Below are 25,613 nucleotides of genomic sequence, written 5' to 3' on the forward strand. Positions count from 1 at the left end.
GGAAATTTAAGATGAATATACTTAGATTGTTTTTGCTGATTATCGTTTGCGGCGTTAGTACCGGTTCCGTGTGGGCCGCTGAGGCAGGCAATGACTGGGAAAATCAGAAGATTTTCGCGATCAACCGTGAGCCTTCACACTGTACGCTGATGCCTTTCGGTAGTTTCGAGGCAGCGGTCGAGGGGCAAATGAGCGAGTCGCAGTATTATAAATCACTCAACGGGATGTGGAAGTTCAACTGGGTGAAGAAACCGGCTGACCGCCCTGCTGATTTCTACAAAGCAGGTTACGACGTGAGCGGCTGGGACGAAATTGCGGTGCCGAGCAACTGGGAGATGGAGGGATACGGCACGCCTATATACACTAACGTGACATATCCGTTCCCGGCGAATCCGCCTGAGATACCGCATGACAACAATCCGGTGGGATCGTACAAGACGACTTTTACGGTACCGGACGGCTGGGACGGCAGAGAGGTGTTAATCAATTTCGATGGCGTCGAGAGCGCGTTTTATATCTGGGTGAACGGTCGTAAAGTCGGCTATCACCAGGGCAGCAGGACGCCCGTGGAATTCGACATCACGAAATACGTCAAAGACGGCAAAAATGATCTGGCTGTCGAGGTATACAGGTGGTGTGACGGTTCGTATCTGGAGGATCAGGATTTCTGGCGTCTGAGCGGTATCTTCCGAGACGTTTATCTGTTCTCTACGCCTAAGGTGCATGTTCGCGACTTCTTCGTGCAGGCTGATCTGGACGATGATTATGAAGACGCTGAGTTCAAGGTTACGGGCGTGGTTCGCAATTACGGATCGCGGACTAGCGACGATTATGAAGTGGCAGTGTCGTTGCTTGATGCGGATGGCGAAGAAGTAGAGTCGAAGGTGCTCGACAGCGAAAAGGTCAGCAGGATCGCAGCGGGCAAGGAAGTTGATTTTGAGCTCGAAGCTGATGTGGACGATCCGGCGAAGTGGACGGCTGAGACGCCGAATCTGTATACGGTCGTGATCACGCTGAACGATGAAAGCGGAAATCTTGTCGAAGCGATGAGCTGTAAGTTTGGATTTCGGGATATTGAGCTTAAGAACGGTCAGTTGCTGGTTAACGGCAAGGCTGTCTATTTCAAGGGCGTGAACAGGCACGAGCACGATCCGGATACGGGGCACTATGTAAGCCGGGAGTCGATGATCGAAGACATCAAGCTGATGAAGCAGAATAACATAAACGCCGTGCGGACATGTCATTATCCTGATGCGCCTTTGTGGTATGAGCTTTGTGATGAGTACGGCCTTTATCTGGTTGCTGAGGCGAATGTCGAATCGCACGGCATGGGTTATGGTGCAAGGTCGCTGGCGAAGGATCCGAGCTGGAAGGAAGCACATCTGGACAGGAACATACGCAATGTGGAAACGCACAAGAACCATCCTTCGATCATTACCTGGTCACTGGGTAACGAGGCCGGCTCGGGCGTGAATTTCCAGGCATGCACTGAATGGATACATGAGCGCGACAAGACGAGACTTGTGCAGTATGAAGGCGCGAGACTGGCTGCGTACACTGACATTTATTGCCCGATGTATTCGAGGATACAGGGCATTGAGAACTATGCTCAGCGATATGACGACAGGCCCTTGATCCTGTGTGAGTATGCTCATGCTATGGGCAACAGCGTTGGTAACTTCCAGGACTACTGGGATGTGATCGAGAAATATGACAGACTTCAGGGCGGTTATATCTGGGACTGGGTCGATCAGGGTCTTCGCAAGACCTCTCCGGACGGAGAAGAGTTCTGGGCTTATGGCGGCGATTACGGGGATAAGCCTAACGATGACAACTTCTGCTGTAACGGTTTGGTAGCTCCGGACAGGACGCCGAATCCGTCGCTGCACGAGGTCAAGAAGGTATATCAGAATATCAAGGTCCATCCGGTCGACGTGCTTGAGGGCAGGTTCGAGGTCGAGAACAAATATATGTTCGTGAATACGGATTTCTGTGAGGCTGACTGGCAGCTTACCGAGAATGGTAAGGTAATTGCCAGCGGCGGACCTGGAACATTGTCTGTCGAGCCGGGGGAAAAAGAAGAGATCGAAATTTCATACGGCAAGGTCAGTGTAAAGCCTGGAGCTGAGTACTTCGTAAAGATCAGTTTCCGTCTCGGCAAGGCTAAAGCCTGGGCAGACAAGGGACATGTCCTGGCGTGGGATCAGTATGCAGTGCCGTTCGATGTGCCGCAGGTGGAGTTTATGGACAAGGCTCTTATGAGTGATCTGTCGGTTGCTCAGAGCAACGATGTCGTTGTGATCGGTGGTGAAGATTTCGAGGTCACCATCAGCAAAACGAGCGGCTTGATCGAGGCGTTCTCTTTCGGCGATGTTGAATTGATCCAGGAACCGCTGAGGCCCAATTTCTGGCGTGCACCGACAGATAATGACAAGGGCAACCGTATGCCTCAACGTCAGGGCATCTGGAAAGAGGCTGGCAAGGACCTGAAAGTTACTGATTTCTTTGTTGAAGCAGACGACAAGATGGTCACTGTGAGGGCGAATATCGAGCTCACTGAGACGGCTTCGAAATGGCAGACGGTTTACACTGTGTTCGGCAGCGGTGATGTCATTGTGGACAATCAGTTTATGCCGGGCAGGAGCGGTTTGCCTAATATGCCTCGTATGGGCATGCAGATGGTGATGCCGGGCGAATTCGACAATATGAAATGGTTCGGCAAAGGTCCGCAGGAAACGTACTGGGATCGTCAGACCGGCGCTGCTGTCGGGGTTTATGACGGCACGGTCTGGGACAATGTTTATAAGTATGTTGAACCGCAGGAAACGGGCAATAAGACCGGGGTTCGCTGGATCACGATCACGAACGACAAGGGTATCGGCCTGATGGCGGTTGGTATGGATGAGCTGTATGCAAGTGCGTGGCCTTTGACGATGCAGGACCTGGAGCAGGCACGGCATACTGATGATCTGGTGGATCGCGGTATTACTACTGTGAATCTGGATTGGCGTCAGATGGGTGTCGGCGGCGACAACAGTTGGGGCGCAAGGCCTCACGCTCAGTACACTCTGCCTGCGAAGCCATACAGCTATTCTTTCAGGGTACGACCTTATTGGCCTGGGATGGGAAGTGAGGACGATATCGCTAGAGCAAGATTGCCTTATGTCAGTTCAGTGAAGATCAGTCGTGGCAATGACGGGATGGTTCGGATCGAGTCCCCTGCCGAAGATGCCAGAGTAGTTTATACGACTGACGGCAGCATGCCGGAGAGGGGTTCCAGGGTTTATTCAAGGCCTTTCGATATGGCAAAAGGCGGAACTGTCAAAGCTGCTGCGATTTTGGAAGGCATCACAAGCAGTGTCAGTGAGGCCAGCTTTTCCAGAATTGTTCCGCGCGGTCGATGGGAAGTCGTCAGCGTTGACAGCTATGAAAAAGGCGAAGGCGAGCCCAAGCATGCGATCGACGGCGACCGCAACACTTTCTGGCATACGGAATGGAGCGATGATAAGCCCGGACAGCCGCATGAGATCGTAGTCGATATGAAAGAGCGGATGGACATGAGGGGTTTCACATATCTGCCGAGACAGGGCAACACGAACGGGCATATTCGAGAGTATGAATTTTATGTAAGCGATGACGGCAAGTCGTGGGGCGATCCTATTGCAAAGGGTCGATTTGGCAAGGGCAGCGGCCGTAAAGAAGTAAAGTTCGATGATGCTGTATCGGGGCGATTTATCAAGCTTGTGAGCCTTTCGGAGCAAAGCGGCAGCTACTATACGAGCCTTGCTGAGCTCAGCGTTATGCCTGACGAGTAAGGGCAGAAACTGTTCAGCAGAATTGCTTAAGCTTGTATTTGACGGGGCTAACCGGAAAGGAATGGTCTTATGGTCACATTGGTCAAAATAGTTGGATTGCTGGTGGTCATAGATGCGGTCATTATTCTGGTTAGCCCCGGTTTATATCGGCAGGTACTGGAATTCGTCAAGCTGCATCGCCTCTTTTATATTTCCGGGCTGCTCAAACTTATCACGGGCATCGTGTTTTTCATGGCAATAAGTGCTGAGCCGGCACCAGACAGCCCGTTGCTGATCGGCCTGCTGGGGCTGACGGCTTGTGTATCAGGTCTTTTTCTGTTTGCTGTACGTAATGAAAAGCTTTCAGGCATCAGCGGCTGGCTCATTAATAAACCGGATTGGTTTTTGAGAGCAGCAGGTGTTTTAGTCGGTATTTGGGGAGGGTTAGCGGTTTATGGAGCTTAGAACAGGGTCTTGCCACCGTGGGGGTAGGATTCGGGCGAAGCTGAGAGCGATAAAACTGTTTTCCAAATAGATTTCGTAATTGGAATCAGTAGATAATAATGGATTGTAATAAAACTGGTCCGTGTGGCAGGGATTGTCAGGAGTACGTACCATGAAAAACACTGGAAACAAATTCTGGGCAGCATCGTTGATTTGGGTCTTAAGCTTGTTAATCTTTTGCGGTTTTTCCTACGCTATCATTTGGCATCCGGAGAGCGAACCGACACAAGAGTGGATCGACCGCCCCGCCGACAAGCTGATCGGACGCTGGGGCACAAATGGAAGCTGTGTGCCGATCTCTCCCTGGCATGTCGTGACCACAAGACATCAGGGCGGCAGTGCGGGTTCGACAAGCATTATGATCGATGGGAAACAGTTTGGGATAGTTAAGATATGGAACCATCCAACCGCTGACCTGCGTATTGCACGGGTAGATAAACGGCTGAGCGGATATGCACAGGTTTACAGGAAAGAGGATGAAAACGGCAAAAATGTGGTCGTGGCCGGTTACGGTGACGGCCGTAAAGACATACTCAGCACGGACGGCTACACCTATGGGTATTCGTGGGATAATTCAACTAACAGTACGCTCAGGTTCGGAACAAACCTGATCGAGGAAATCACTCAGACACCCAAAGGGGCTCCCCTGCCCAGCGAATTGGTGGTTATACGGTTCAACGATCCGGATGCTACTGATTATGAGTGCGCGATAGCGGATCACGACAGCGGGGGTGGGTGGTTCATATATGAAGAGGATGTCTGGAAACTTGCCGCTTTGAGTCGGGGCGTGGAGCACGTTGGCGAGAGTCTATTTCGTGATGCGCAACGACCGAAACAGTGGGCCGATCCGGACTTCTGTCATGGAGTTCGTTTAAGCCAGTACGTTTCATGGATATCTGGCGTATTGGGAGGCGATCTTGTTGAAGTTGACTGTGACCTGAACGGCGATCGGCTGGTTGATTACAGTGACTGGAATCACTTACAGGAATGCTGGCAGCGGATTGATTGTGACCCTGTGAACGGTCACTGCGGGGGCGGGGATGTTGACAAGGACGGCTGCGTGGATATTATCGATGTTGCAAACTTCGCATCGCAGTGGCTTTGTGAAACGCCCGCCGTTTCCTGAGATCAGCTTTTGTTTTCGGGTTCGTTTACAGTGCTCTGGCTCTCCTGATTCAACTGTCTTTTTGTCTCATCTGAACAGACATTCCCGGACGGACATGACGCGCAGCCACCTGAGTCACAAGGCGGATTTGATGCTTTTCGTTTGTAGTAAACGATCAAAGACACTAATGAAACAAGCACTATTGCGATTATGATCAGATGTTCCATTTTTCATTTCCTGAATTCAAGGCGTTTTTACGCTATGTCCCGATCCCGAAGAAAGAGCCGGCCTGATAGACCACCAGAGTGAGAACGTAAGCCAGAATTGTCAGTCCCGCTACCTGGAACAGTGCCCAGCCCCATGAGCCGGTTTCATGACGGGTCATCGCAACGGTCGCGACACATGGCATCGCTGCCAGGCAGAACAACATGATGCAAAATCCCTGCAGAGGCGTATAGTTGTCTCGAAGCTTCTCGGTTAATATCTCGGATGATGCTTCGGTGTGGCCGCCAAGCGAATATACTATGCCCATCTGTGAAACGAAAACTTCCTTTGCAGCGAAGGCCCCTACCAGGGCCGTTCCTATTTTCCAGTCGAAGCCTAGCGGCTTGATGACTGTCTCTATTGCAGAGCCTGCCTTACCAACATAAGAATGCTGCAGTTGTGCGGTTTGTGCCTGCTGTTCGTTCAGGCCTTCCAGTTCCGATTCGTCGATCTGGGGGTATGCAGCCGCGGCCCAGAGCAGGATCGATATCGCGAGGATAATCGTGCCTGCCTTGCGGAGGTACATCCAGCCGCGGTGCCATGTATGAATGAGGACGCCGTGGATTGTCGGGACGCGATACGGGGGCAGTTCCATGACGAAAGGCGTCGTTTCGCCTCGGAAGATCGTTTTACGCAGCAGCTTGACGGCTACTATAGCAAGAGCGACACCGATCAGATAGATCAGCGTCATGACCAGTCCCTGATGATGCGTGAAAAAGGCGGTAGTTATCATGATATATATGGGCAAGCGCGCACCGCAGCTCATGAGCGGTACGACCATTATGGTGGTCAGTCTGTTTCGTCTGTTTTCAAGGATGCGTGTGGACATTATTGCGGGCACGGAGCACCCGAAGCCGATCAGCATTGGGATGAAGCTCTTGCCGTGAAGGCCTATTTTGTGCATGATCTGGTCCATTACGAAGGCCGCCCGGGCCATGTAGCCGGAGTCTTCGAGTATGGATATGGCGCAGAAAAGGATCAGGATGTTAGGCAGGAAGGACACCACGCCGCCGACGCCGCCGATTATTCCATCGACGATGAGGGATAGAATCTGGCTGTCGGGCGAGCCGGGCCAATGGGTGGTTATCGTGTTGCCTGCCCAACTGAACAGCGTCTGCAGCCATTCCATCGGATAATTGCCCAGGGTGAAAGTCAGATGGAACACCAGGGCCATCATGCCGATAAATATCGGCAGACCCAGTATGCGGTGAGCGAGCAATTTGTCTATCATGTCCGAGACGTCATGACGGAGCTCGATCGTTCTTTTGACGGATTCATGACAGGCACCGGAGATAAAGCCGTAACGGCGCTCGGCGATCAGGATCTCCGGTTCATCGTCAAATATCCTGATAAGATGTTTGCGGCTATGCTTGACCGCTTCCAAAACTTCACTGCTGTGGCCCTTGTCCATTACCTGACGGTCATTTTCAAGCAGTTTGACTGCCAGATAACGGCTGCCGTATTTCTGAACCAGATCGTGTTCAGTATCAACCAGCGGTTCGATCCTGGCGAGTTCTTCCTCGATCTCAGTACCGTAGTGGACACGGCCCGCAAGCTCTTTGGGAGGTTCGCCGGCCTTTTTTACTATCGCATCGAGCAGATCGTCGATCCCCTTGCCCTTGTTTCCAACCGTGAGAACGATAGGAGCACCGAAAAAGAGCGAGAGCTGGTCGAGATCGAATTCCAGACCCTTCTGGCGGGCGAGGTCGGACATGTTGAACGCCAGAACGAGGGGTACATTCATCTCCATCAACTGCACGGCCATGTAGAGGTTACGCTCAACATTTGATGAGTCGATGATGTCGACGACTACGTCGGGGTGCTCATCAAATATGAAGTCACGTGCCACACGTTCTTCTATAGAATACGCATCCAGGCTGTAAGTACCCGGAAGATCGACGATCTCAAGCTCGGCGCCCTTGTGATTGGCCAAACCGATCTTTTTCTCAACCGTCACACCCGGGTAGTTACCAACATGCTGCCGGGAACCGGTTATCTTGTTGAAGACGGTCGTCTTGCCGCTGTTTGGATTGCCCGCTATTGCTATTTTGAGTTTCTTGTTTGACATAAACCAGACCTAAAGTTAGTTGCCGCTAACATTTCGGCAAAAAAATTTTTATTTACAGGCTTCCTCGACCATCACCTTGTGCGCAACCCCCCTGCCAAGTACGACCTTTGAGCCGCGTACATTGATCACGAATGGGCCGAAACCGCCGTTACTTACCACTTTGAGACGGGCGTTGGGCACCAGCCCCATTGCAGCGAGGCGTGAGCGCAGTTCACATCCGGCGTCAACATTGCTGAAGATTACGGTTTGGCCGGAAGAAATGCCTGAAAGCGGTTTTTTGCCATTATCAGCCATTTGAAGCCTCTTTGATGGTTTCACCGACATCATTTGCATTACAAAACTCCCTGAATTGCTTTACCAGATCAGTACCCTGGCTGCTTTGGCGAGAGAAAAATTCGACAAAACTAACCAGTTTGTTAATTATCTTTGGGCCGAACGAGTGTTCAGCTTCGCACGCGGCCTGCTGGGCCGTATTGTGGTCTATACCCAGGATATCGACAAAGAATAATTTGATGATATTATGCTTGTGCACTATTCGTCTTGCCTCGTTCTCGCCCTCAGGGGTCAAAGTGACCAGGCCGTAAGGTTTGTAATTTACCAGTTCCTTTTCAGCCAGCGTACGAAGTGCACCGGTCACAGAGGCCGGCGAAACATCCAGCATTTGAGCGATGTCCTTACTGCGTGCAACGCTTCCTTTGGCCGATATGTTGAATATGGCTTCGAGGTAATCCTCGAGCGAGGCAGTCAGATTGTAGTCGGTAGTTGGGCTCATGTTTTCGTCTGATTAACTTTACAGTGATTAATATAGTTAGCTAAGACTAACTTTTCAAGTAAAAAGTCAAAATTTCCAATTTAGTTCATTACATTCTGGTCCATTTTGAACAATTAGCCCATATTCACAAAAACACATTTAAATGTTTACATCCGACGACAAATTGCCGAAATTTACTATAGCGAACATATTTTCCTTTGGGAGGAAGTTTTATGTGTGGAATAGTCGCTTATATAGGCGAAAAAGAGGCCCAGCCAATACTACTGGAAGGTCTCAAAAGGCTCGAATATCGTGGTTACGATTCAGCAGGCGTGTCGCTGCTCGTCAGTAAATCTTTTAGGATACGCAAGACAACGGGACGGATTACGGCCCTTGAGGCAGAGATCGGCAAGGAAACCAGGCATGAAAGCCTGGGCATCGGTCATACCCGCTGGGCCACTCACGGCAAACCCACAACTGCCAATGCGCACCCGCATACCGACTGCTCAGGCAAGATATGCCTGGTTCACAACGGCATTATCGAAAATTACGCAACGCTGAAGAAGTGGCTGGAGAGCAAGGGCTGTACGTTTGCCAGTGAAACCGACACGGAGGTAATAGCTAATCTGATCGGCTATTTCTATTCCAGTGAAAACGGGGATGGAGATGCCGAACGCGAAGGCATTAACAAGTTTGAGTGGGCCGTCCAGCAGGCACTACGCGAGTTGGTGGGTACTTACGGGCTCGCAATTTTGTGCAGCGATTTTCCGGATATGCTCATAGGTGCTAAAAAGGGAAGTCCGCTGATATTGGGGGTGGGCGAGAACGAATATATAGTCGCTTCGGATGCCGCCGCAATAGTAGAGCATACTACGCAGGCGATCTACCTGAGTGATAACGAGATCGTGACGATCAAGGGCAATACGTTCCGCACGAAGACAATTGACAACATCACGGTCAGTAAAAAGCTGAGTGAACTGGAATTTTCGCTGGGTGAGATCGCGCTTGAGGGCTATGAGCATTACATGCAGAAAGAGATCGCGGAGCAGGTCGATGCGCTTTCTACATGCATGAATGGGCGGATCGATTTGGCAGGATCACGGGTTGTTCTTGGTGGTCTGAGTAACTATCTGCGTGACCTGGCGAGGGTTAAACGCATCATTCTTACCGGCTGCGGAACCGCATGGCACGCGGGATTGATAGGCGAGTATCTGTTCGAACAGCTTGCCCGAATTCCTGCCGAGGTCGAATATGCGAGCGAGTTCAGATATCGGAATCCAATAATCGAAGACGGCACCATAGTGATTGCAATAAGCCAGTCGGGCGAGACGGCAGATACGCTGGCTGCGATCGAACAGGCCAAGGACCGCGGTGCGCCGGTTTTCGGGCTGGTCAACGTGGTCGGTTCTACTATCGCACGGACAACGGACGCGGGGGTATACCTGCGCGTCGGGCCGGAGATAGGTGTGGCAAGTACGAAGGCGTTTACGGCACAGGTTACGGTGCTCACTATGCTGGCGATAGAGCTGGGCAGGCGAAGGCATCTGAGCCAGTCGGATGCACACGGGCTGCTGGAAGACATGCTAAATCTGCCCGAGAAGATAGCAAAAGCACTGAAATTGTCCGAAGAGATCAAAAGAATCGCGAAAGCAAATATCGATCAGCCGAACTGGCTGTTCCTTGGGCGTGGACTTAATTACCCTGTCGGGCTCGAGGGAGCACTGAAACTCAAGGAGATCAGCTATATCCATGCGGAGGGTCTGCCCGCTGCGGAGATGAAGCACGGACCGATCGCGCTCATAAGCGAAGGGATGCCGGCCGTATTCGTAGCGACTCAGTCAAGCAATTACGATAAGATCATCGGCAATATTGAAGAGGTTCGTGCGCGTGGTGGCCGAACAATCGTGATCGCGAGTGAGGGAGACGAACAGATCGCAGATTATGCCGATCACCTGATAAAGGTGCCGGAAGTGCGTGAACCGCTGCAGCCGGTGGTGAACGTAATCCCCCTTCAACTACTCGCATATCATGCTGCAGTACTAAAGGATTATGACGTTGACAAGCCGCGAAACCTGGCGAAAAGCGTAACTGTAGAATAGCGAAGACGATCTATTTGCGAGGGCTTCGCTTTACGGGTTTCTTTTTCTTTGTGGTGGTTTTGCCGCCGCCCTGCAGCACTTTCATTGCCTTTTTGACGTCGGCAACCTTGATAACACCGGTCGTGCGCCCACCGCGTGCCCCGGCTGTGCAGTAGGCGTATGAGATGTTTATGTGAGCCTTTGCGAGTTTGTTGGTTATCTCGGCCAGTGCACCACTTTTGTTGGACAGGTTGACACAGAGGACATCTGTTTCGCTGAACTGCATATTGAGATCAGTAAGAAGCTGGCAGACTTTTTTATGGTTTTTCGCTACGACCCGCAGTACACCGTGTTCCACTGAGTCCATCATGGTCAGAGCCTGGATGTTGACGTTGGAGCGTGCGAATTCGTCCAGAAGCTGCGCGAGGACCCCGGGTTTATTTATCATGAAAACGGAAAACTGCGTTTCGAGGTACATCAATTTGATCTCTCCTGCGGATGATTAAGATTTAGATCGAGTTGAGGGCCTGCTGACGGTCAGGGTAGAGCTTGAAAAGCTTGTCAAGATTTGTGATCTTAAACACACGGCCGAGCTGCGGGTTCGTGCCGCTGATCATAAAAACGCCGCCATACTCACCCAGTCTTCGCCAGATATCGACTAGCAGGCCAAGCATTTGTGATGAGAAGAATTTTACGCCCTCAAAATCGATGATGAGTTTTTGCGGCTTTACGCTGTCGACGTATTGTCTGAGCTCCGTGCTTAGCTCTTCGACGTCAGTAACGCCGCAAATGGAAGTGACATTAAATGAAGCGACGGTCACTCCGTCAATGCTATTGAGATTAAGGATTTTACTTCCAACCATTTTTGCTGCTCCATGCTGATCATACGGTTCAGCCGTGCATGCTGTCTCAAACTTTTACCTGTCTGGCCATTATATCACGAAAGGAAAACTCGTAAAGAATTAACGTCCCATATTCGATGCCTCAATTGCCCTGCCATGCTCATATGGACTTACATTTCCAACATGCCGCCATGTGGCCCGGTTCCTGTGTGTCCAGTACCTGCAGTTCTTCTTTGCAACGGTCCTCGGCATATTGACATCGCGGGTGGAAGGGACAGCCGCTGGGCGGGTTCGAGGGACTGGGGACCTCTCCGCTGAGCACGATACGCTGTTTGGTCTTTATCGGTTCGGGTTCGGGGATCGCACTCATCAGGGCCTGGGTATACGGGTGAAGCGGGTTTGCGTAAAGTGTCTTGGCGTCGGCGTATTCGACGATCTTGCCGAGATACATGACTGCCACGAAATCACTGATGTGTTCAACTACAGCCAGATCGTGCGCGATGAAAAGGTATGTAAGTCCGAGCTCGTTCTGTAGATCCTGCAGGAGATTGATTACCTGCGACTGGATCGACACGTCAAGGGCACTGACCGGCTCGTCACATATAATGAGTTTGGGATCGAGTGCGAGCGAACGTGCTATGCCAATCCTCTGCCGCTGACCGCCGGAGAATTCATGCGGGTAACGGCTGGCATACTGCGGCGCCAGGCCGACGCGGTCGAGAAGTTCTGCGACCTTGATGCGGCGTTCGCGGCCGCTCATGAGCCCCTGTATCTCCAGGGCCTCGCCGACTATCGTTCCAACGTTCATGCGGGGATTCAGCGAACCATAAGGGTCCTGAAAGATCATCTGCATATCGCGACGCAGAAGCCGCATCTGTTTTTTAGACAGGTCGAAGACGTTCTCACCTTCGAATTTAACAACTCCGTCGGTATGCGGAATAAGTCCGAGCATAGTCCGCCCCACCGTTGTCTTTCCGCAACCACTTTCGCCTACAAGACCGAGCGTCTTGCCTGCGGGCACGTTGAAACTGACACCATCAACCGCCTTCACGTGGCCGACAGTTTTCTTGAAAATGCCCTTTTTAATGGGAAAGTGGGTTTTAAGGCCTTCGACCTCAACCAGATATTTGTTTGTGCTTACCATATTTAGCTTCGTACTCTTTAAATTCCTGTTCAGTCTCGTATCCTCTTGCGTACCAGCACGCGACGCATCTGCCCGGCTCGACTTCCCGCAGTTCAGGTTCTTCACTCCGACAGCGGGGATCATCGTTTCCAATAGAACACCTCGGATGGAACTTGCATCCGGATGGGAAATTCAGTGGGTTCGGCACAGAGCCGCCGATGACGTCTAACCTTTCCTTTTCTTCGCCTAGTCTTGGCAGAGATGTCAGCAACCCCTTTGTGTATGGGTGAAGCGGATCATGGAAGAGCGGCTCAGCGTCGGCCTTTTCCGCGACGCGTGAAGCGTACATGACAACGACATGATCCGAATTTTCTGCAACCACGCCAAGGTCATGTGTGATGAGCATTATGCTCATATTATGTTGTGCCTGGAGCTCTCTGAGCAGTTCCAGTATCTGGGCCTGGATGGTTACATCGAGAGCAGTCGTCGGTTCATCGGCGATTAGCAGTGCAGGATTGCAACTCAGTGCCATGGCGATCATGACACGTTGACGCATGCCGCCTGAAAGCTGATGAGGGTATTCACGAACGCGCTTTTCCGGGTCGGCGATACCTACCTGACGGAGCATCTTTGTGGCGGCTTCCCACGCTTTGGCACCCTTGATGCCCTGGTGCAGACGTATGACCTCGATTATCTGATTGCCTACGGTGTAGACGGGATTGAGGCTCGTCATAGGTTCCTGGAAGATGATCGCGATATCATTGCCCCTGATCCGCCGCATCTGCTTTTCTGTTTTGTGAAACAGATTTTCACCGCGGAAGTATATCTCGCCGTTCATGATCTTGCCGGGGGGATTTGGAACCAGGCGAAGAACTGAGAGCGATGTTACACTTTTTCCGCAGCCGCTTTCACCTACAACGGCAACTGTCTTGCCGTGGGGGATGTCGAAGCTGACATCCTGAACGGCCTTTGCAACACCGTCTTCAGTGAAGAAATGAGTGGTTAGATTCTGTATTGATAGCAAATTGTTTTCAGCCATTTGCGATTAAGTCCTCAATTTCGGGTCAAGCGAATCCCTGAGAGCATCACCAAATATGTTCAGTGCCAGCGAGATTATCGCGATCGCGATAGTTGCAGAGGTCATCTGCCACCAGCAGCCGCGACTGAGTTCATCCTTTGCCAGCGAGATCATATTGCCCCAACTGGGCTTGTCTGGATCTCCCAGGCCCAGGAAGCTCAGGATAACTTCTGCGTGGATGAAGGCAACGAATCTAATTGAGAAGGTGATGATGACGATGTGAAAAACGTTTGGTATCAAGTGGGAGAAGATGATGCGATGATTCCTGGCACCAAGAGCGCGGGCAGCGAGAACGTATTCGCTTTCTTTTCGCTTTATGATCTCACCTCTTATCAATCTGCAGATACCGACCCAACTGGTCAATCCCATGGCCAGGTAGACAGTCGTAGAGCCGGCTATTTTCATGCCGAATACGGTTTTGTCCTTCAGCACAAGTGCGAAAGCCATCATAAGTATAAGATACGGGATGGTGCTGAGCGTACTGTAAAGCCAGACGATGAATTCGTCCACGACGCCGCCGAAATAGCCTGCGATAGCTCCAAGCGGAACGCCGATCAACACACTCAGGACAGATGCGAACAGAGCTACCGTTAGCGAAACTTTAGCTCCGTATATCGTGGCCCTGAGCACCGATCTTCCAAGGAAGTCGGCACCGGCGATGGTACTGATCGCGGAATGACCTTCGAGAGGTTCCGCGCCGGGTTCGGCATAAGATTCGGCTACAGTCTCGTCATACTGGATCAGGCTGATGTCGAGATTGAACATTTCAGCGAACCAGACGAATCCGGCAAGACCAAAGTAGATCACGATGATGCCCAGACAGAACATGGCGAACTTGCGTCTTTTGAGTCGACGCCAGCCATCGGCCCAAAGGCTCTGCCCTTTCTCTTTGGTGGTGTTTTTGTTGTTATTTTGACTACTCAAGTTTAACCCTCGGATCAACTAAGGCGTAACATACGTCTGTAAGAACGTTAAATACCACGTAAAGGATCGCGACCATGAACGTCAAGGCATTGATAACCTCGAAATCTCGCGAACCGATCGCGTCCAACATCAGATAACCCAGGCCCGGTATCCCGAAGAATCTTTCAAGCAAGAAAGAGCCCAGGATCAGATACGGGATGGTCAGGACTACATTCGTTATCACGGGTATCAATGCATTTTTCAGGACGTGCTTGAAAAGTACGGTCTTGGTGCCGAGCCCCTTGGAAAAGGCGGTTCGGACATAATCAGCACGCATCTCGTCGAGCATGACAGTGCGGTAGAATCTAAGCTGAAAACCGAGTCTTGCCGCCACGCCTATGATGATCGGCAGTATCACGGACTGTGCCAGGCTCATGTACGGCTGATAGAACACAGGAAAGCCGAAGTTGCCCTTATAGGCGAGGAAATACTGTCCGAAGAGGATGTAGCTGAGGTACGGTATACTCATTCCGATGATACATGCTATCACAATGGCGAAATCGCCTATGGTCCCTCTGATAAAGGCTACGATCAGTGCCAGGCTGACACCTATAGTTACCAGCAAGAAGAAGACAGGGACCGAGATGGCAAGCGAGTACGGCACGCCCCGTTTGATCTTGTCGATCACCAGCTCACGGTCGCGAGCCCTTGCAGAAAAGGTCAGTGTCTGCTTGAGGTGGTGCGTGAATTGACTGTCCCAGGCCAGTATGACGGGCTTGTTGAGGCCCAGCTCTTCCCGGATCTCTTCGATCGTCTCAGGAGTTGCGTTCTTGCCCGCGTACTCCATCGAAACGTCACCTCTGATAACGTTGAAGAGCAAAAAGGTGACAACCAGAACACCGAATACGATCGGTATGCAGTAAAGCAGTCGTCTAATCACATATGCAATCATTTACCGTATATCCTTACTAGTATGCTGCTCTTTCGGCGGTATCCACTTTTCTGAATTTGCCCGTGCCGTTGTAAAAGACGTTGGGCTTATAGTTCTCAAGCCAGCCGTGCATTACCATGTAGTTCACGCGATGCGTGATGAATGCCGCTGGGCAATCTTCCAGTACGATCAGCTCGGCCTGGCGATAAAGCTCGGTTCGCTCAGGGCTGTCGGGCATCGCTACAGCCTTTTTGTATATCCGGTCAAACTCTTCGCTGCTGTAGTTGAAGTTATTCGGGCCCGGAGCAGCATTTTTACTGTAGAATAGCTGCAGGAAGTTCTCCGCGTCAGGATAATCCGCGATCCAGCCCGAAGAGAAAAGCTGTGCACTCTTGGTGCTGATCTTCTGCAGATAGATGGGCCAATCCGTATATTCTACATCAACCTTTAACCCGATATTCTCAAGACAACGCTTGAGGAAGACACCGCGATTCCTGTTCATCGTGTCTGTCCCTGGCATCGAGATTTCCAGTTCCGGGATCTCGCCGCCCTGGATCTCGCGAGCTTCTTTCAATAGCTCGCGTGCCTTATCCGGGTCGTACCTTTGGCCGAGCTCCTTAATATCGGGATTATACGCCTTCATAAGGGGCGGTATGAATCCAGAGGCCATATCATATCGACCGTTCCAGAAAATCTCAACTTCTTTTGCTCGGTTAATTGAATAACTTATAGCTTTTCTGAGGGGCATATTCTTACCCAGGATCGGATCCTCCATGTTGAAACCGAGCCAGAAGGTGCTCGGGTCCTTGAAGGTGACTAGATCGATGTTTCTTTCGGCCATTTCGTCCGTAAGGGTCATATCAGCGCTTACGGCTGATCCGAAATTATCCTTCGGGATACCCAGTGCGTCTACATCGCCCTGCTGGAACTGGAGCCACCTTGGCTGATCCTCTGGAATAATGAGCCACATTATACGATTGACAAATGGAATCTGCTTGCCGGCGTCTTCGAGCAGCCCAGCTTCTACGTCCTGCGGTTCACCTTCTGTGGGATATGTGGCATGACGGTAATTCTCATTGCGGACAACTTCTACATAACTACCAGGGTGCCAGGTATTGAGCTTGAAAGGTCCCGTTCCCACAGTGTGCTTCATGAGATCATCATCGCCGTAGTACGCTACTGCCTCTGGAGGCATTGGAGCGGAGGGCTGATGAGCGAGAATGTAAAGGATCTGCGGCCATTTTTTAGTCAGCCTGATAACAAGAGTGTGATCATCCGGGGCCTGCAGACCCTCAACAGGTCGTGAGTAGTCAACCTCTTCCGCGTCTTTTGTATATTCACGGAAATCGTCAAGGCCGACGATCTTATCGTCGAAGATCCACCAGTTCTTACTTCGGAACTTAATGTTGGCCAGGCGTTTCCATGCGAAAATGAAATCGTTTGCTACAAGCTCACGGGCTTTGCCGTTCTCAAAACAGGGATCGTCGGAATAGAGCACGCCCTTTTTGATCTTGATGGTATACGTCGTTCCGTCATCACTGATCTCGGGCATTCCGTCAGCTACCAGAGGAACAACCTCGTATGGGCGTTTCAGGTAGTGGTACGTGTACAGAGTTTCATAACAGTGGCTGTGGACCTTAGAGGAATACGTGTCGCTTGTCGCTCCGGGATCGACACCTTCGATCTTGTTCGGCAAAACGCTTTTGAGTGTTACGTTGCCTTCATCATTGTCGCCGGGACCGCTTTTGCCGCAGCCGGATGAACCCAGGACAATCGCGATTAGCAGTGTCAGCATCAATGTTTTCATGATCTTGTTCATATTGCTACCTTTACTTCTTATAGTTATCACGTGCATCTGTATCTATGCGAATAAATTTTGCTGTATTGTAAGAGAACGGATTCGGCTTGTAGTTCTTGTACCAGCCGTGGTGGAGTATATATGCAACTCTCTGGTTGATGAATGCTGCCGGGTAGTCGCTCATCACTATTTTCTCTATCTTCTGATACAAGCGGTTCTTCTCTTCTGAGGGGAACATCACCCTGACCTGTTTGTAAAGCTTGTCAACCTCTGCGTTCTTGTAGTTGAAATGGTTCGGTCCGGGCGAGGCATTTTCAGAGTAGAAAATCGGTATCATGCTGATCGCCTGGGGGATTCCGCCGGAAACGCCCGAAGCGAACAATTGAGCACTCTTTGTGTTGAGCTTTTGCATGTAGGTGGGCCAATCCATGTAGTCGATCTCGACATCCAGATCGATCTCGGAGAACAGTTTATTTAGAAACTGCCCGTACTGTTTGTGAAAACTGTCGGTGCCTGGCAGGGAGATCGTAAGCGTCGGGACAGGTCCGCCATTGACCTCTTCAGCCTCAGCGAGAAGCTCTTTCGCTTTTTGCGGATCATAAACCGAAAAGCCCATGTCTTTGATCTTTGGGTTGTAAGAGGCGTAAATCTGTGACAAGATGCCATTCGCGATCATGTCTCGACCGTTCATAAAGGTATCGATAAACTGCTGGCGATCGATCGCATGGCTGATGGCCATCCTCAGGGGTTTATTATTCCCAAGGACCGGGTCCTCCATATTGAACCCGAGCCAGAAGATACCTGCATCGAGGTAGGTCTTCAACTGGACGCCTCGGTCACGCATTTCGTCGGTGAGATCACCGCTGCCTGCGACCGCCTGGTCGAAATTATCTTTTGCGATGCCGGTAGAATCCAGATCCCCATTCATAAAGAGCAGCCACGATGGCTGTGATTCCTCGATAACGGTGTAAACGATCCTCTCAGCAAAAGGCATCATCTTGCCTGCATCTTCGAGCAGACCAGCCTCGAGGTCGCCTTCTTCACCTTCGGATGGATATGGCTGGCCGCGGAAATTAGGATTCCGAACGAGTTCTATAAAGCTGCCGCGTTTCCATGTTTTAAGCATGTACGCACCCGTACCTACAGGGTGCGCGATAAGCTCCTCACCGTAGTATTCCAGAGCTTCGGGAGGTAAAGGCGGCATAACTATCCCGATAAGAGCGGCCTCTATGAACTCGGGCCAGGGTTTTATCAGCTTGAACTGAAGTGTATGGTCGTCAAGGGCCTGTGCACCTTCGATAGTGCGCGAATAGTCAACGTCTTCAGAATTTTCGCATTCTTTGCTGTATTCACGAAACTCATCGAGCCCGACGATGCGTTCGTCAAAATCTGCCCAGAGATGGCTCAGGTTGTTGATGTCAGCAAATCGCTTGAGAGAAAAGATGAAATCGCTGGCCTTCAGCAGACGTCCTTTGCCGTCAGGGAAGCAGGGATCATCCTGGTAGCGAACGCCCTTTTTGATCTTGATCGTGTATTTCAGGCCGTCTTCGCTGATCTGGGGCATGCCGTCAGCCAGAAGAGGAACCGGCTCATAAGGCCGTTTGAGGTAGTGGTAATCGTAGAGACTCTCGTAGATCTGGCTGCCAACCTTCATCTGGTAAACATCCCGGCAAGTCACCGGATCCAGACCCTTGAGCTTGGCATTGAGCATGCTGCGGATAACCATTTCGTCAGGCTTCTTACCGGAATCCGTATCGCAACCCGCAAAGAAACCGGCTGCGATGCAGAGAACTGCCAACACTGCCAACGGAAATATTATTATAAATTTCATGCGATTACTCCTGCAATACGGAAATTACTCTTCCGTTGTTTCTTCTAGCTCGATCCGGCGGTACTTGGAGAGTTTGTGAGAGAATACGTGCGGCTTGTAATTCTTGTACCAGCGATGGTGAACGACGTATGCAACGCGGTGATTCATGAATGCCGCCGGGCAGTCCTCGAGGACGATGTTTTCCATCTGGCGATAGAGGTTCGTCCTTTCTGGCGAATCGGGCATAATCTCGGCTTTCTGAAACAGCTCGTCAAATTGTTCGTTCTTATAGTTAAAGTTGTTTGAGCCGGGCGCCCAGTCCCTTGAATCAAAGAGGCCGAGAAAGTCAATAGCATCGGGTATGGAGGCACTGACTCCTGAGACGAATATCTGGGCACTTCGGGTGTTGATCTTTTGAAGATACGTCGGCCAGTCCATGTAATCGATCTGGATTTTAAGGCCCAAGTTGTTGAATGCGGTCTTTAAGAATTGACCGTATTGCTTATGAAAGTTACCCGTTCCGGGCATGGACACTTCCAGTTCAGGAATCGGTCCGCCATTAAGCTCTTCGGCTTTTTTGAGATAATCTTTTGCAAGCTCCAGGTCGTATTTGGCATGTCCTTTTTCAGCGATATCTTCCTGGTACGACTTGAGCGTTGGAGGTATTACGCCGTGGGCAACTCTGTGGCGACCATTGAAGAAAAGATCGATGAATCTTTCGCGATTGAGGCAATGGTTGATAGCCTTTCGAAGCGGTTTATTGTTGCCCAGAAGTTCATCCTGCATGTTGAAGCCTATCCAGAACACAGACGGCTCATCGAATGTCTTGAGCTGAATTCCGTACTCCTTCATTTTCGGCGTCAGTTCTAGATCCTCACCGACGGCGGCATTCCAGTTGTCCTTAGGTATGCCGATCGCGTCTATCTTGCCCTGCATGAAAAGCAGCCAGCGAGGCTGCTGTTCCTCTATAATGCGCCATACAAGTCTGTCAGCAAATGGAACGACTTTGCCTGCATCATCGAGATAACCAGCCTCTTTGTCTCCGGGCTCACCTTCAGTGGGGTAGGTAACTGTTCGATAGTTCGGATTTCGTACAAGTTCGATCAGGCTGCCGCGTTGCCACTTGTCCAACATGTAAGGCCCGGTGCCGACAGGATTGGATATGATCCCCTCGCCGTAATGGTCTACGGCTTCTCTGGCAATGGGAGCTGTGGCGATGTCTGCAAAGGCAACGCCCAATATCTGGGGCCATGGTTTGGTCAGTTTTATAACCAGGGTATGATCATCGACTGCCTGCAACCCTTCCACAGGTCTGTCAAAGTCTACATTCTCGGAGTCAACATCCTTTGTATATTCACGGAACTCATCGAGGCCCACGATTCGTTCATCAAAGATGGACCAGTTGCGACTAAGATAGTTAATGTCAGCGATCCTCTTGATGGCGTAGACAAAATCCTGGGCCTTGAGCTCCCGGCCCTTTCCGTCCTCGAAACAGAGGTCGTCCTGAAAGTAAACACCATTTTTGATGGGGATGGTATATGTCAGCCTGTCTTCGCTGATCTGCGGCATTGCTGCTGCAAGCTGAGGTTCGAGAACATAAGGCCTTTTAAGGAAATGATACTGGTACAATGTCTCGAACATCTGACCGGCAACCATAAATGAATATACATCTCTCATGTTGCCGGGGTCCAGACCATCAATCTTGGTCAACAGAGAACTGTTCAAAACTTCAGGTCCATCTCTTCGCTCGGGAGCACGTTCACCGCAACCGCTGATCACTATCATGCCGGCAAGTGCTGCTATCAGCATAAGCGAAGTAAAACGGGTGATTCTGTTATTCATACGAGTTCCTTAAAACTTTTTTCGTTTATCCATATCCGCTGAGCGGTATTTTCTCAATCCATATCCCGGGTCGAAAGCGGCCAGCCGGTAATTCTCGAGCCAGTCATGATAGAGCGAATACATAACGCGATGCTTTATCGGGATCATGGGGCAGTCTTCCATAACTATTCGCTCGGCCTGCCGATAGAGTTCGGTACGCTCGGGGCCGGCAGGCATCATAGTTGCCTCTTCGTAAATCCGGTCGAATTCAGGACTGGAATAATTGAACTGGTTCGGGCCGGGCGACTCGTTCTTGCTGTAGAAGACCTGCAGAAACGTTTCGGTATCCGGGTAGTCGGCACGCCAGCCAAGCTGGAAGATCTGTGCGCTTTTGGTATGGGTCTTTTCCAGAAAGATCGGCCAATCCAGATACTCCGTCTCGATGTCGAGCCCGATAGCTTCGAAATTGCGTTCGAGCAGAGTGCCCATCTTGCTGTGCAGCGAGCTGGTGCCGCCCATGGTCAACGTTATGGTCGGAATCTCCCCGCCCTGCACTTCACGGGCCTGTTCGAGGTACTCGCGGGCTTTGTCCGGATCGTAGTGAGGCCCAATTTCTTTTATGCCTGGATCATAGGCTTTCATTACCGGCGGTATGAAGCCGTAAGCAGGCTCATCGCGATTGTTTGTGAAAAGCTCGATGTACTTTTTACGGTCGACAGCATGCGCCAAAGCAAGTCGGAGGGGTTTGTTGCCGCCAATGAGCGGATCTTCCATATTCAGTGCTACCCAGTCGGTGCAAGGTTCATCCATCGTGGTCAGTTGGATGTTGTTTTTCTTCATCTGCGGCGTCAGTTCGTGGCCGATCTCTATGGCTTGATCGAAATTGTCGGCAGGCGGAGTTAGAGCGTCGATATCGCCCTGCTTGAACTGGAGCCAGCGAGGCTGAGATTCTTCAACAACCATAAACAGTATCTTGTCGGCAAGCGGCAGTTTATTTTCAGCCGTTCTGGAGGCTCCCGGATTGTATTCGGTCCTGAAGTTGGGATTCTTGAGAGCCTCTACATAGCTGCCCCGCTGCCAGTGTTTGAGAACGAACGGGCCGGTCCCGACGGGATTAGAAACAATGTCCTCACCATAGTAGTCGACTGCCTCGGGCGGCACCGGAGCGGAAGCGAGATATGCAAGCACCAGCGGCAACTGGGGCCAGGGCTTTTTCAATTTGATGACCAGCGTGTGATCGTCAACGGCCTTGAATCCTTCGACCGGCCTTGAGTAATCGACTTCTTCGCCCTTGCCGACTTCAGTGGTATATTCGCGGAATGCATCGAGGCCGACAATTCTACCGTCGAACATCCACCAGTTTTTACTTCGGAATTTTATGTTTGCGATCCTCTTCCATGCAAAAACAAAGTCCGACGCCTTGAGCTCTCGCCCTTTTCCATCGGGAAAACATGGGGAATCGCTGAATTTAATGCCTTCCTTGAGCTTAATGGTATATGTCAGCCGGTCATCGCTGATCTCGGGCATGCTATCCGCCAGCATGGGAACCAGTTTATATGGCCGGGCCTCGTAGTCAAATCCATAGAGCGTTTCATAAAAGCAGCCGGTAACAGTGGCTGAAGTAGTGTCCGAAACATCCCCCGGATCAAGGGAACGTATCTTCGAGACCAGTGCGTCTCTGAGCACAACCATATCTTCGCTGTCACCAGGATCAGAACCGCAGCCGGCCAGGGTCAGCACAACAAAAAGCAATAATGCACACACTACTGGGCTTTTGAAGCAGCTTAACACAGATTTATTGTTGGCGTGGATATTCAATCTACCTCCTGATGATAATGACCGCTTTGACAATCCTTTAAAGCCTGAGCTCAGATCATGAATCAGGCGTTCTCTGACTCAGCACCGAGATCGGGGACAGGTGGAGGTGACAATGTCCTCGGTCCGGAAAGCTTTTGCCCCGCTTTATCAGTACCGTAATCAAGAGTGTTGTCATATTCAAGCAGGCCTTTTCTGCCCGTAGAACCGAACAAACGGTCGTGTTCCTGCTTCAGCTCCGTCAGGTTCCCCCTGTCGAGGGCCTTTCTTATGGAGTCCTGAGGTCTGCCCAGCAGTTTGGGCAATATCTTCTGTTCAACCTCAGCCATTGTCGCGATCAGGTAATTCTCGTTTTCCTTATCGAGCAGGTCCTGGCCGAGTATGTAACGTTGGATAGTGTAAGAATAGAGCTGGGCAAATGCGCCCAGGAATCTGGCCTTTTGCGAACCGCTCAAGTTCTGTGCCTCGCCGGCAAGTACAGCCAGTATCTCAGCGTCAGCTTTCTCATAATCAACCGTCCAGTCCTCGTAGTCCCTCATCCTTACGTCAACTATCTTGAGAAGCATATCGTTCGTGGCCGGTGCTTCAAGATCCGCAGCAAATCGCGAGATCACCGCAAGTACCTCAGCAGTGGTATTGGGACCGATATAGCCATTCAATGCTGTCAAAATCTTGTCCGTAATATTCTTGTCTGCTGTTATTGGGTCATTCAGCATCTTCACCAGGCGATCGCCCGTCAGCGACTTAACCGCCCAGTATCGTATCACAATATCATCCTGGGAAAGCATATTTACCGCGAAATCAACCAATTGGGGACTTTGCAGACGTGCAGCAAGAATGATGAGGTTGGTCTGTATCTGCTTTTTTCGCTCACCAGCCTCCCAACTGCTGACGTAGTTCACTGCATCCAGGAGATTTTCTTCAAGAATATCCGAAAAAGCCAAACGGTATTTACTGTTTTTATCGGACAACATGCGTGTGCTGATGCCCGTGCGAACGGCTATCATTTCAGATCCGTTTTGGGCACTAACAAGCTCGTCAATAGAATCGCTGACAAATTCAGATATGATTTCACGGTCGCTGCTGCTCAGATCTGCTGCGGAGGTGCCTGCTCTCTGAATAAGAGCATCGATCTCTTGTGTTTCGGCTGCGCGGGTTACTGAAGCGAAGCTGACAAAAATAGCTGCAACGCAAACAATTACGATAGATATGCGTATGTTTTTCATGCGTAAACCTCGAAAACTTATGTGATCCAATTAAGGCGTTAAGTGTGCAGGAATTAACGAGAGACTAACCTGCAGGCGGTATATTGTCAAGACTATTTAGAACTACGTAAGTGCATTACTGAGCAGTCCTTTACGGACCTATTGGCTCGGTCGGACACGCTAAAAGATACTCGTGACAGAGCAAAAAGTTCTGCCAATTTGCATTTGTAATAAAAGACTCACGTTATGTTGATTAGTAATCGTGACGATATCTTCGTTGTGTAAAGCTAAAATTGCGTCGCGGAGGGCTGTTTATCCGGCCTTATTGTAAGCATATTAGATTTTTATTTGCATTATTCACGACTTGATATATCATAGTATACGGTTTAATCTTTTGGAATAATATGGCACATAAATTCCTACTAATTACAGCTTTTATTTGCGTTCTGGGCGTCTGGGGATGCGTGGAAGATGCTGACGGGGGGACGTATTCTTCGCCTGCCCAGTCAGAAACAACTTCAAATCCTGCCCCGAGTCAAGCCCAACCTACCATTTCTTTAATTAACTCCCCTGCTGAACCGCTGGCGAGTGATCCAAACGATAATTCCGCCCCCCCTGCCCAGACACCTCCTGAAGGGGAAAATGATGAGGTAAAAGACTCAGGCAAGGAATCAGATAGTCCAGACAAGCAGTCACCCTCTGAGGATACAGACGGAACAGAAAGCAGGGAAAAGGGTGAAAATGCAACCGAAGTGGGCAATAAAGAGGGCAAAACCGGCTCCGATGAAACCGGTCGGGATGAAAGTGACGCTGCATCAGACAAAGACGAATCTGACAGAGAACGCGCCATAACTATATTGAACGAAAAACTTGCCAGATACCTCAACAATTGTAACAAGCTCTTTAAGACCTATGTGGATGAAGATGGGCGGGTGGATTATGCATTGCTTCGCCGCAAGAGGATCGACCTCATCGAGGTACACCGCACATTAAACGACATAAGCAATGCCGAATACATGGCTTACAGTCGCGATGAGAAGATTTGTTTCTGGATAAATACGCATAATTTACTGACACTCAAGCTGGTTGTGGACAATTATCCTATTCAGCCGCGGTGGTACATGCTGACATATCCGGACAACAGCATTATGCAGATTCCCGGCGGGCGCGAGAAAGTCCTGTTCGAGGTCTGGTCAAACAAGACGGAACACACTCTCCAGGAAATAGAAGAACGCCTGATGAAAAAGTTTGGCGACTTGCGAATAGCCTTTGCTTTGAGCTACGCAAGCCGCGGAAGCGCTTTTCTTCGCAATGAGGCCTTTTACCCCAAAAAGCTGGACGAGCAATTGGACGAGCAGGTTCAAAAGTTTATCGACTCCAGCCGCGGCGTTGTTTTCGATGTTGCCGACAACGAGATCAAGCTCTCGGACGTATTCAACCGCTATAAACAATATTTCGCCAACAGCAAGTATGCCGAGATTAAGCGATATCGTGACAGAAGTGATTTCGTACGATCCTGCCTCAATTTCCTGCTCGAATATGCGGATGATGGTGAAAGGGCTATCCTGCTTGACAAGGATTTCAAGGTCACTTTCATAATCTACGACTGGCATCTGAACGAACAGCCTGAGGACGATTAGAAATTCACCAATATGGGGGTTACAATTGCCTTCGCCGAAATAGTTGACTGGGTCACTCGGGGTAGGTATATTGGTTTTGTTAA

The 25,613-nt window shown here is 50.5% G+C and carries 19 protein-coding genes; 5 read left to right on the plus strand and 14 right to left on the minus strand.

Annotation, left to right across the window (positions count from 1 at the left end):
- Positions 1-11: 11 nt before the first annotated feature.
- From lacZ to STSP2_RS12280, 3 genes are all read left to right on the plus strand, one after another.
- Positions 12-3,815 carry a beta-galactosidase, LacZ type gene (gene lacZ / locus STSP2_RS12270; protein WP_146663055.1) on the plus strand — a complete coding sequence of 1,268 codons (3,804 nt, stop codon included), beginning with the start codon at positions 12-14 and terminating at the stop codon, positions 3,813-3,815.
- A 69-nt stretch (positions 3,816-3,884) separates the two neighbouring features.
- Positions 3,885-4,259, plus strand: a complete 375-nt coding sequence (locus tag STSP2_RS12275) for a hypothetical protein (RefSeq protein ID WP_146663056.1) — start codon at positions 3,885-3,887, stop codon at positions 4,257-4,259.
- A 151-nt stretch (positions 4,260-4,410) separates the two neighbouring features.
- Complete coding sequence (locus tag STSP2_RS12280) at positions 4,411-5,424, plus strand: serine protease family protein (RefSeq protein WP_146663057.1); 1,014 nt, start codon at positions 4,411-4,413, stop codon at positions 5,422-5,424.
- Positions 5,425-5,662: 238 nt separating this feature from the next.
- On the opposite strand, the gene feoB is transcribed toward STSP2_RS12280, so the two are convergent.
- The 3 genes from feoB to STSP2_RS12300 are packed head-to-tail and all read right to left on the minus strand — an operon-like array spanning position 5,663 to position 8,507.
- Positions 5,663-7,735, minus strand: coding sequence for a ferrous iron transport protein B (gene feoB, locus STSP2_RS12290; protein ID WP_146663059.1), 2,073 nt, complete (start codon positions 7,733-7,735; stop codon positions 5,663-5,665).
- A gap of 48 nt (positions 7,736-7,783) precedes the next feature.
- On the minus strand, positions 7,784-8,029 hold the full coding sequence (locus STSP2_RS12295) for a FeoA family protein (RefSeq protein ID WP_169853188.1): 246 nt from the start codon (positions 8,027-8,029) through the stop codon (positions 7,784-7,786).
- Complete coding sequence (locus STSP2_RS12300) at positions 8,022-8,507, minus strand: metal-dependent transcriptional regulator (RefSeq protein ID WP_146663061.1); 486 nt, start codon at positions 8,505-8,507, stop codon at positions 8,022-8,024. The genes STSP2_RS12295 and STSP2_RS12300 overlap by 8 nt, the downstream gene beginning before the upstream one ends.
- A 212-nt stretch (positions 8,508-8,719) precedes the next feature.
- Between STSP2_RS12300 and glmS the strand changes: the two genes are divergently transcribed.
- Positions 8,720-10,585, plus strand: a complete 1,866-nt coding sequence (gene glmS, locus STSP2_RS12305) for a glutamine--fructose-6-phosphate transaminase (isomerizing) (protein ID WP_146663062.1) — start codon at positions 8,720-8,722, stop codon at positions 10,583-10,585.
- 10 nt (positions 10,586-10,595) lie between these two features.
- On the opposite strand, the gene STSP2_RS12310 is transcribed toward glmS, so the two are convergent.
- The 11 genes from STSP2_RS12310 to STSP2_RS12360 all read right to left on the minus strand — a co-directional run bounded on the left by STSP2_RS12310 (position 10,596) and on the right by STSP2_RS12360 (position 23,911).
- Positions 10,596-11,042 carry an ACT domain-containing protein gene (locus tag STSP2_RS12310; RefSeq protein ID WP_146663063.1) on the minus strand — a complete coding sequence of 149 codons (447 nt, stop codon included), beginning with the start codon at positions 11,040-11,042 and terminating at the stop codon, positions 10,596-10,598.
- A 31-nt stretch (positions 11,043-11,073) separates the two neighbouring features.
- A complete protein-coding gene (locus tag STSP2_RS12315; RefSeq protein ID WP_146663064.1) occupies positions 11,074-11,427 on the minus strand; it encodes an STAS domain-containing protein in 354 nt (117 codons plus the stop codon).
- A 139-nt stretch (positions 11,428-11,566) separates the two neighbouring features.
- Positions 11,567-12,550 (minus strand): ABC transporter ATP-binding protein, encoded by a 984-nt coding sequence (locus STSP2_RS12320; RefSeq protein ID WP_146663065.1) that lies wholly within the window; start codon positions 12,548-12,550, stop codon positions 11,567-11,569.
- Positions 12,522-13,568, minus strand: a complete 1,047-nt coding sequence (locus STSP2_RS12325) for an ABC transporter ATP-binding protein (RefSeq protein ID WP_146663066.1) — start codon at positions 13,566-13,568, stop codon at positions 12,522-12,524. The genes STSP2_RS12320 and STSP2_RS12325 overlap by 29 nt, the downstream gene beginning before the upstream one ends.
- 6 nt (positions 13,569-13,574) lie before the next feature.
- Positions 13,575-14,531 carry an ABC transporter permease gene (locus STSP2_RS12330; RefSeq protein ID WP_169853189.1) on the minus strand — a complete coding sequence of 319 codons (957 nt, stop codon included), beginning with the start codon at positions 14,529-14,531 and terminating at the stop codon, positions 13,575-13,577.
- Complete coding sequence (locus STSP2_RS12335) at positions 14,524-15,462, minus strand: ABC transporter permease (RefSeq protein WP_146663068.1); 939 nt, start codon at positions 15,460-15,462, stop codon at positions 14,524-14,526. The genes STSP2_RS12330 and STSP2_RS12335 overlap by 8 nt, the downstream gene beginning before the upstream one ends.
- A 16-nt stretch (positions 15,463-15,478) precedes the next feature.
- Entirely contained in the window at positions 15,479-17,260 is a 1,782-nt protein-coding gene (locus tag STSP2_RS12340; protein ID WP_169853190.1) for an ABC transporter substrate-binding protein, read from the minus strand.
- 10 nt (positions 17,261-17,270) lie between these two features.
- The gene (locus STSP2_RS12345; RefSeq protein WP_146663070.1) at positions 17,271-19,070 is read right to left on the minus strand and encodes an ABC transporter substrate-binding protein; all 1,800 of its coding nucleotides are present in this window, start codon (positions 19,068-19,070) and stop codon (positions 17,271-17,273) included.
- A gap of 24 nt (positions 19,071-19,094) precedes the next feature.
- Positions 19,095-20,891, minus strand: a complete 1,797-nt coding sequence (locus STSP2_RS12350; RefSeq protein ID WP_146663071.1) for an ABC transporter substrate-binding protein — start codon at positions 20,889-20,891, stop codon at positions 19,095-19,097.
- Positions 20,892-20,900: 9 nt separating this feature from the next.
- Positions 20,901-22,634, minus strand: coding sequence for an ABC transporter substrate-binding protein (locus STSP2_RS12355; protein WP_146663072.1), 1,734 nt, complete (start codon positions 22,632-22,634; stop codon positions 20,901-20,903).
- Between the two features lie 116 nt (positions 22,635-22,750).
- On the minus strand, positions 22,751-23,911 hold the full coding sequence (locus STSP2_RS12360; protein WP_146663073.1) for a hypothetical protein: 1,161 nt from the start codon (positions 23,909-23,911) through the stop codon (positions 22,751-22,753).
- A 383-nt stretch (positions 23,912-24,294) separates the two neighbouring features.
- Here STSP2_RS12360 and STSP2_RS12365 point away from each other — a divergent pair, with 383 nt between their 5' ends.
- Positions 24,295-25,530, plus strand: coding sequence for a DUF547 domain-containing protein (locus tag STSP2_RS12365; RefSeq protein WP_146663074.1), 1,236 nt, complete (start codon positions 24,295-24,297; stop codon positions 25,528-25,530).
- Positions 25,531-25,613: the final 83 nt, after the last annotated feature.

The sequence above is a fragment of the Anaerohalosphaera lusitana genome, from assembly GCF_002007645.1.
Taxonomy (GTDB): domain Bacteria; phylum Planctomycetota; class Phycisphaerae; order Sedimentisphaerales; family Anaerohalosphaeraceae; genus Anaerohalosphaera; species Anaerohalosphaera lusitana.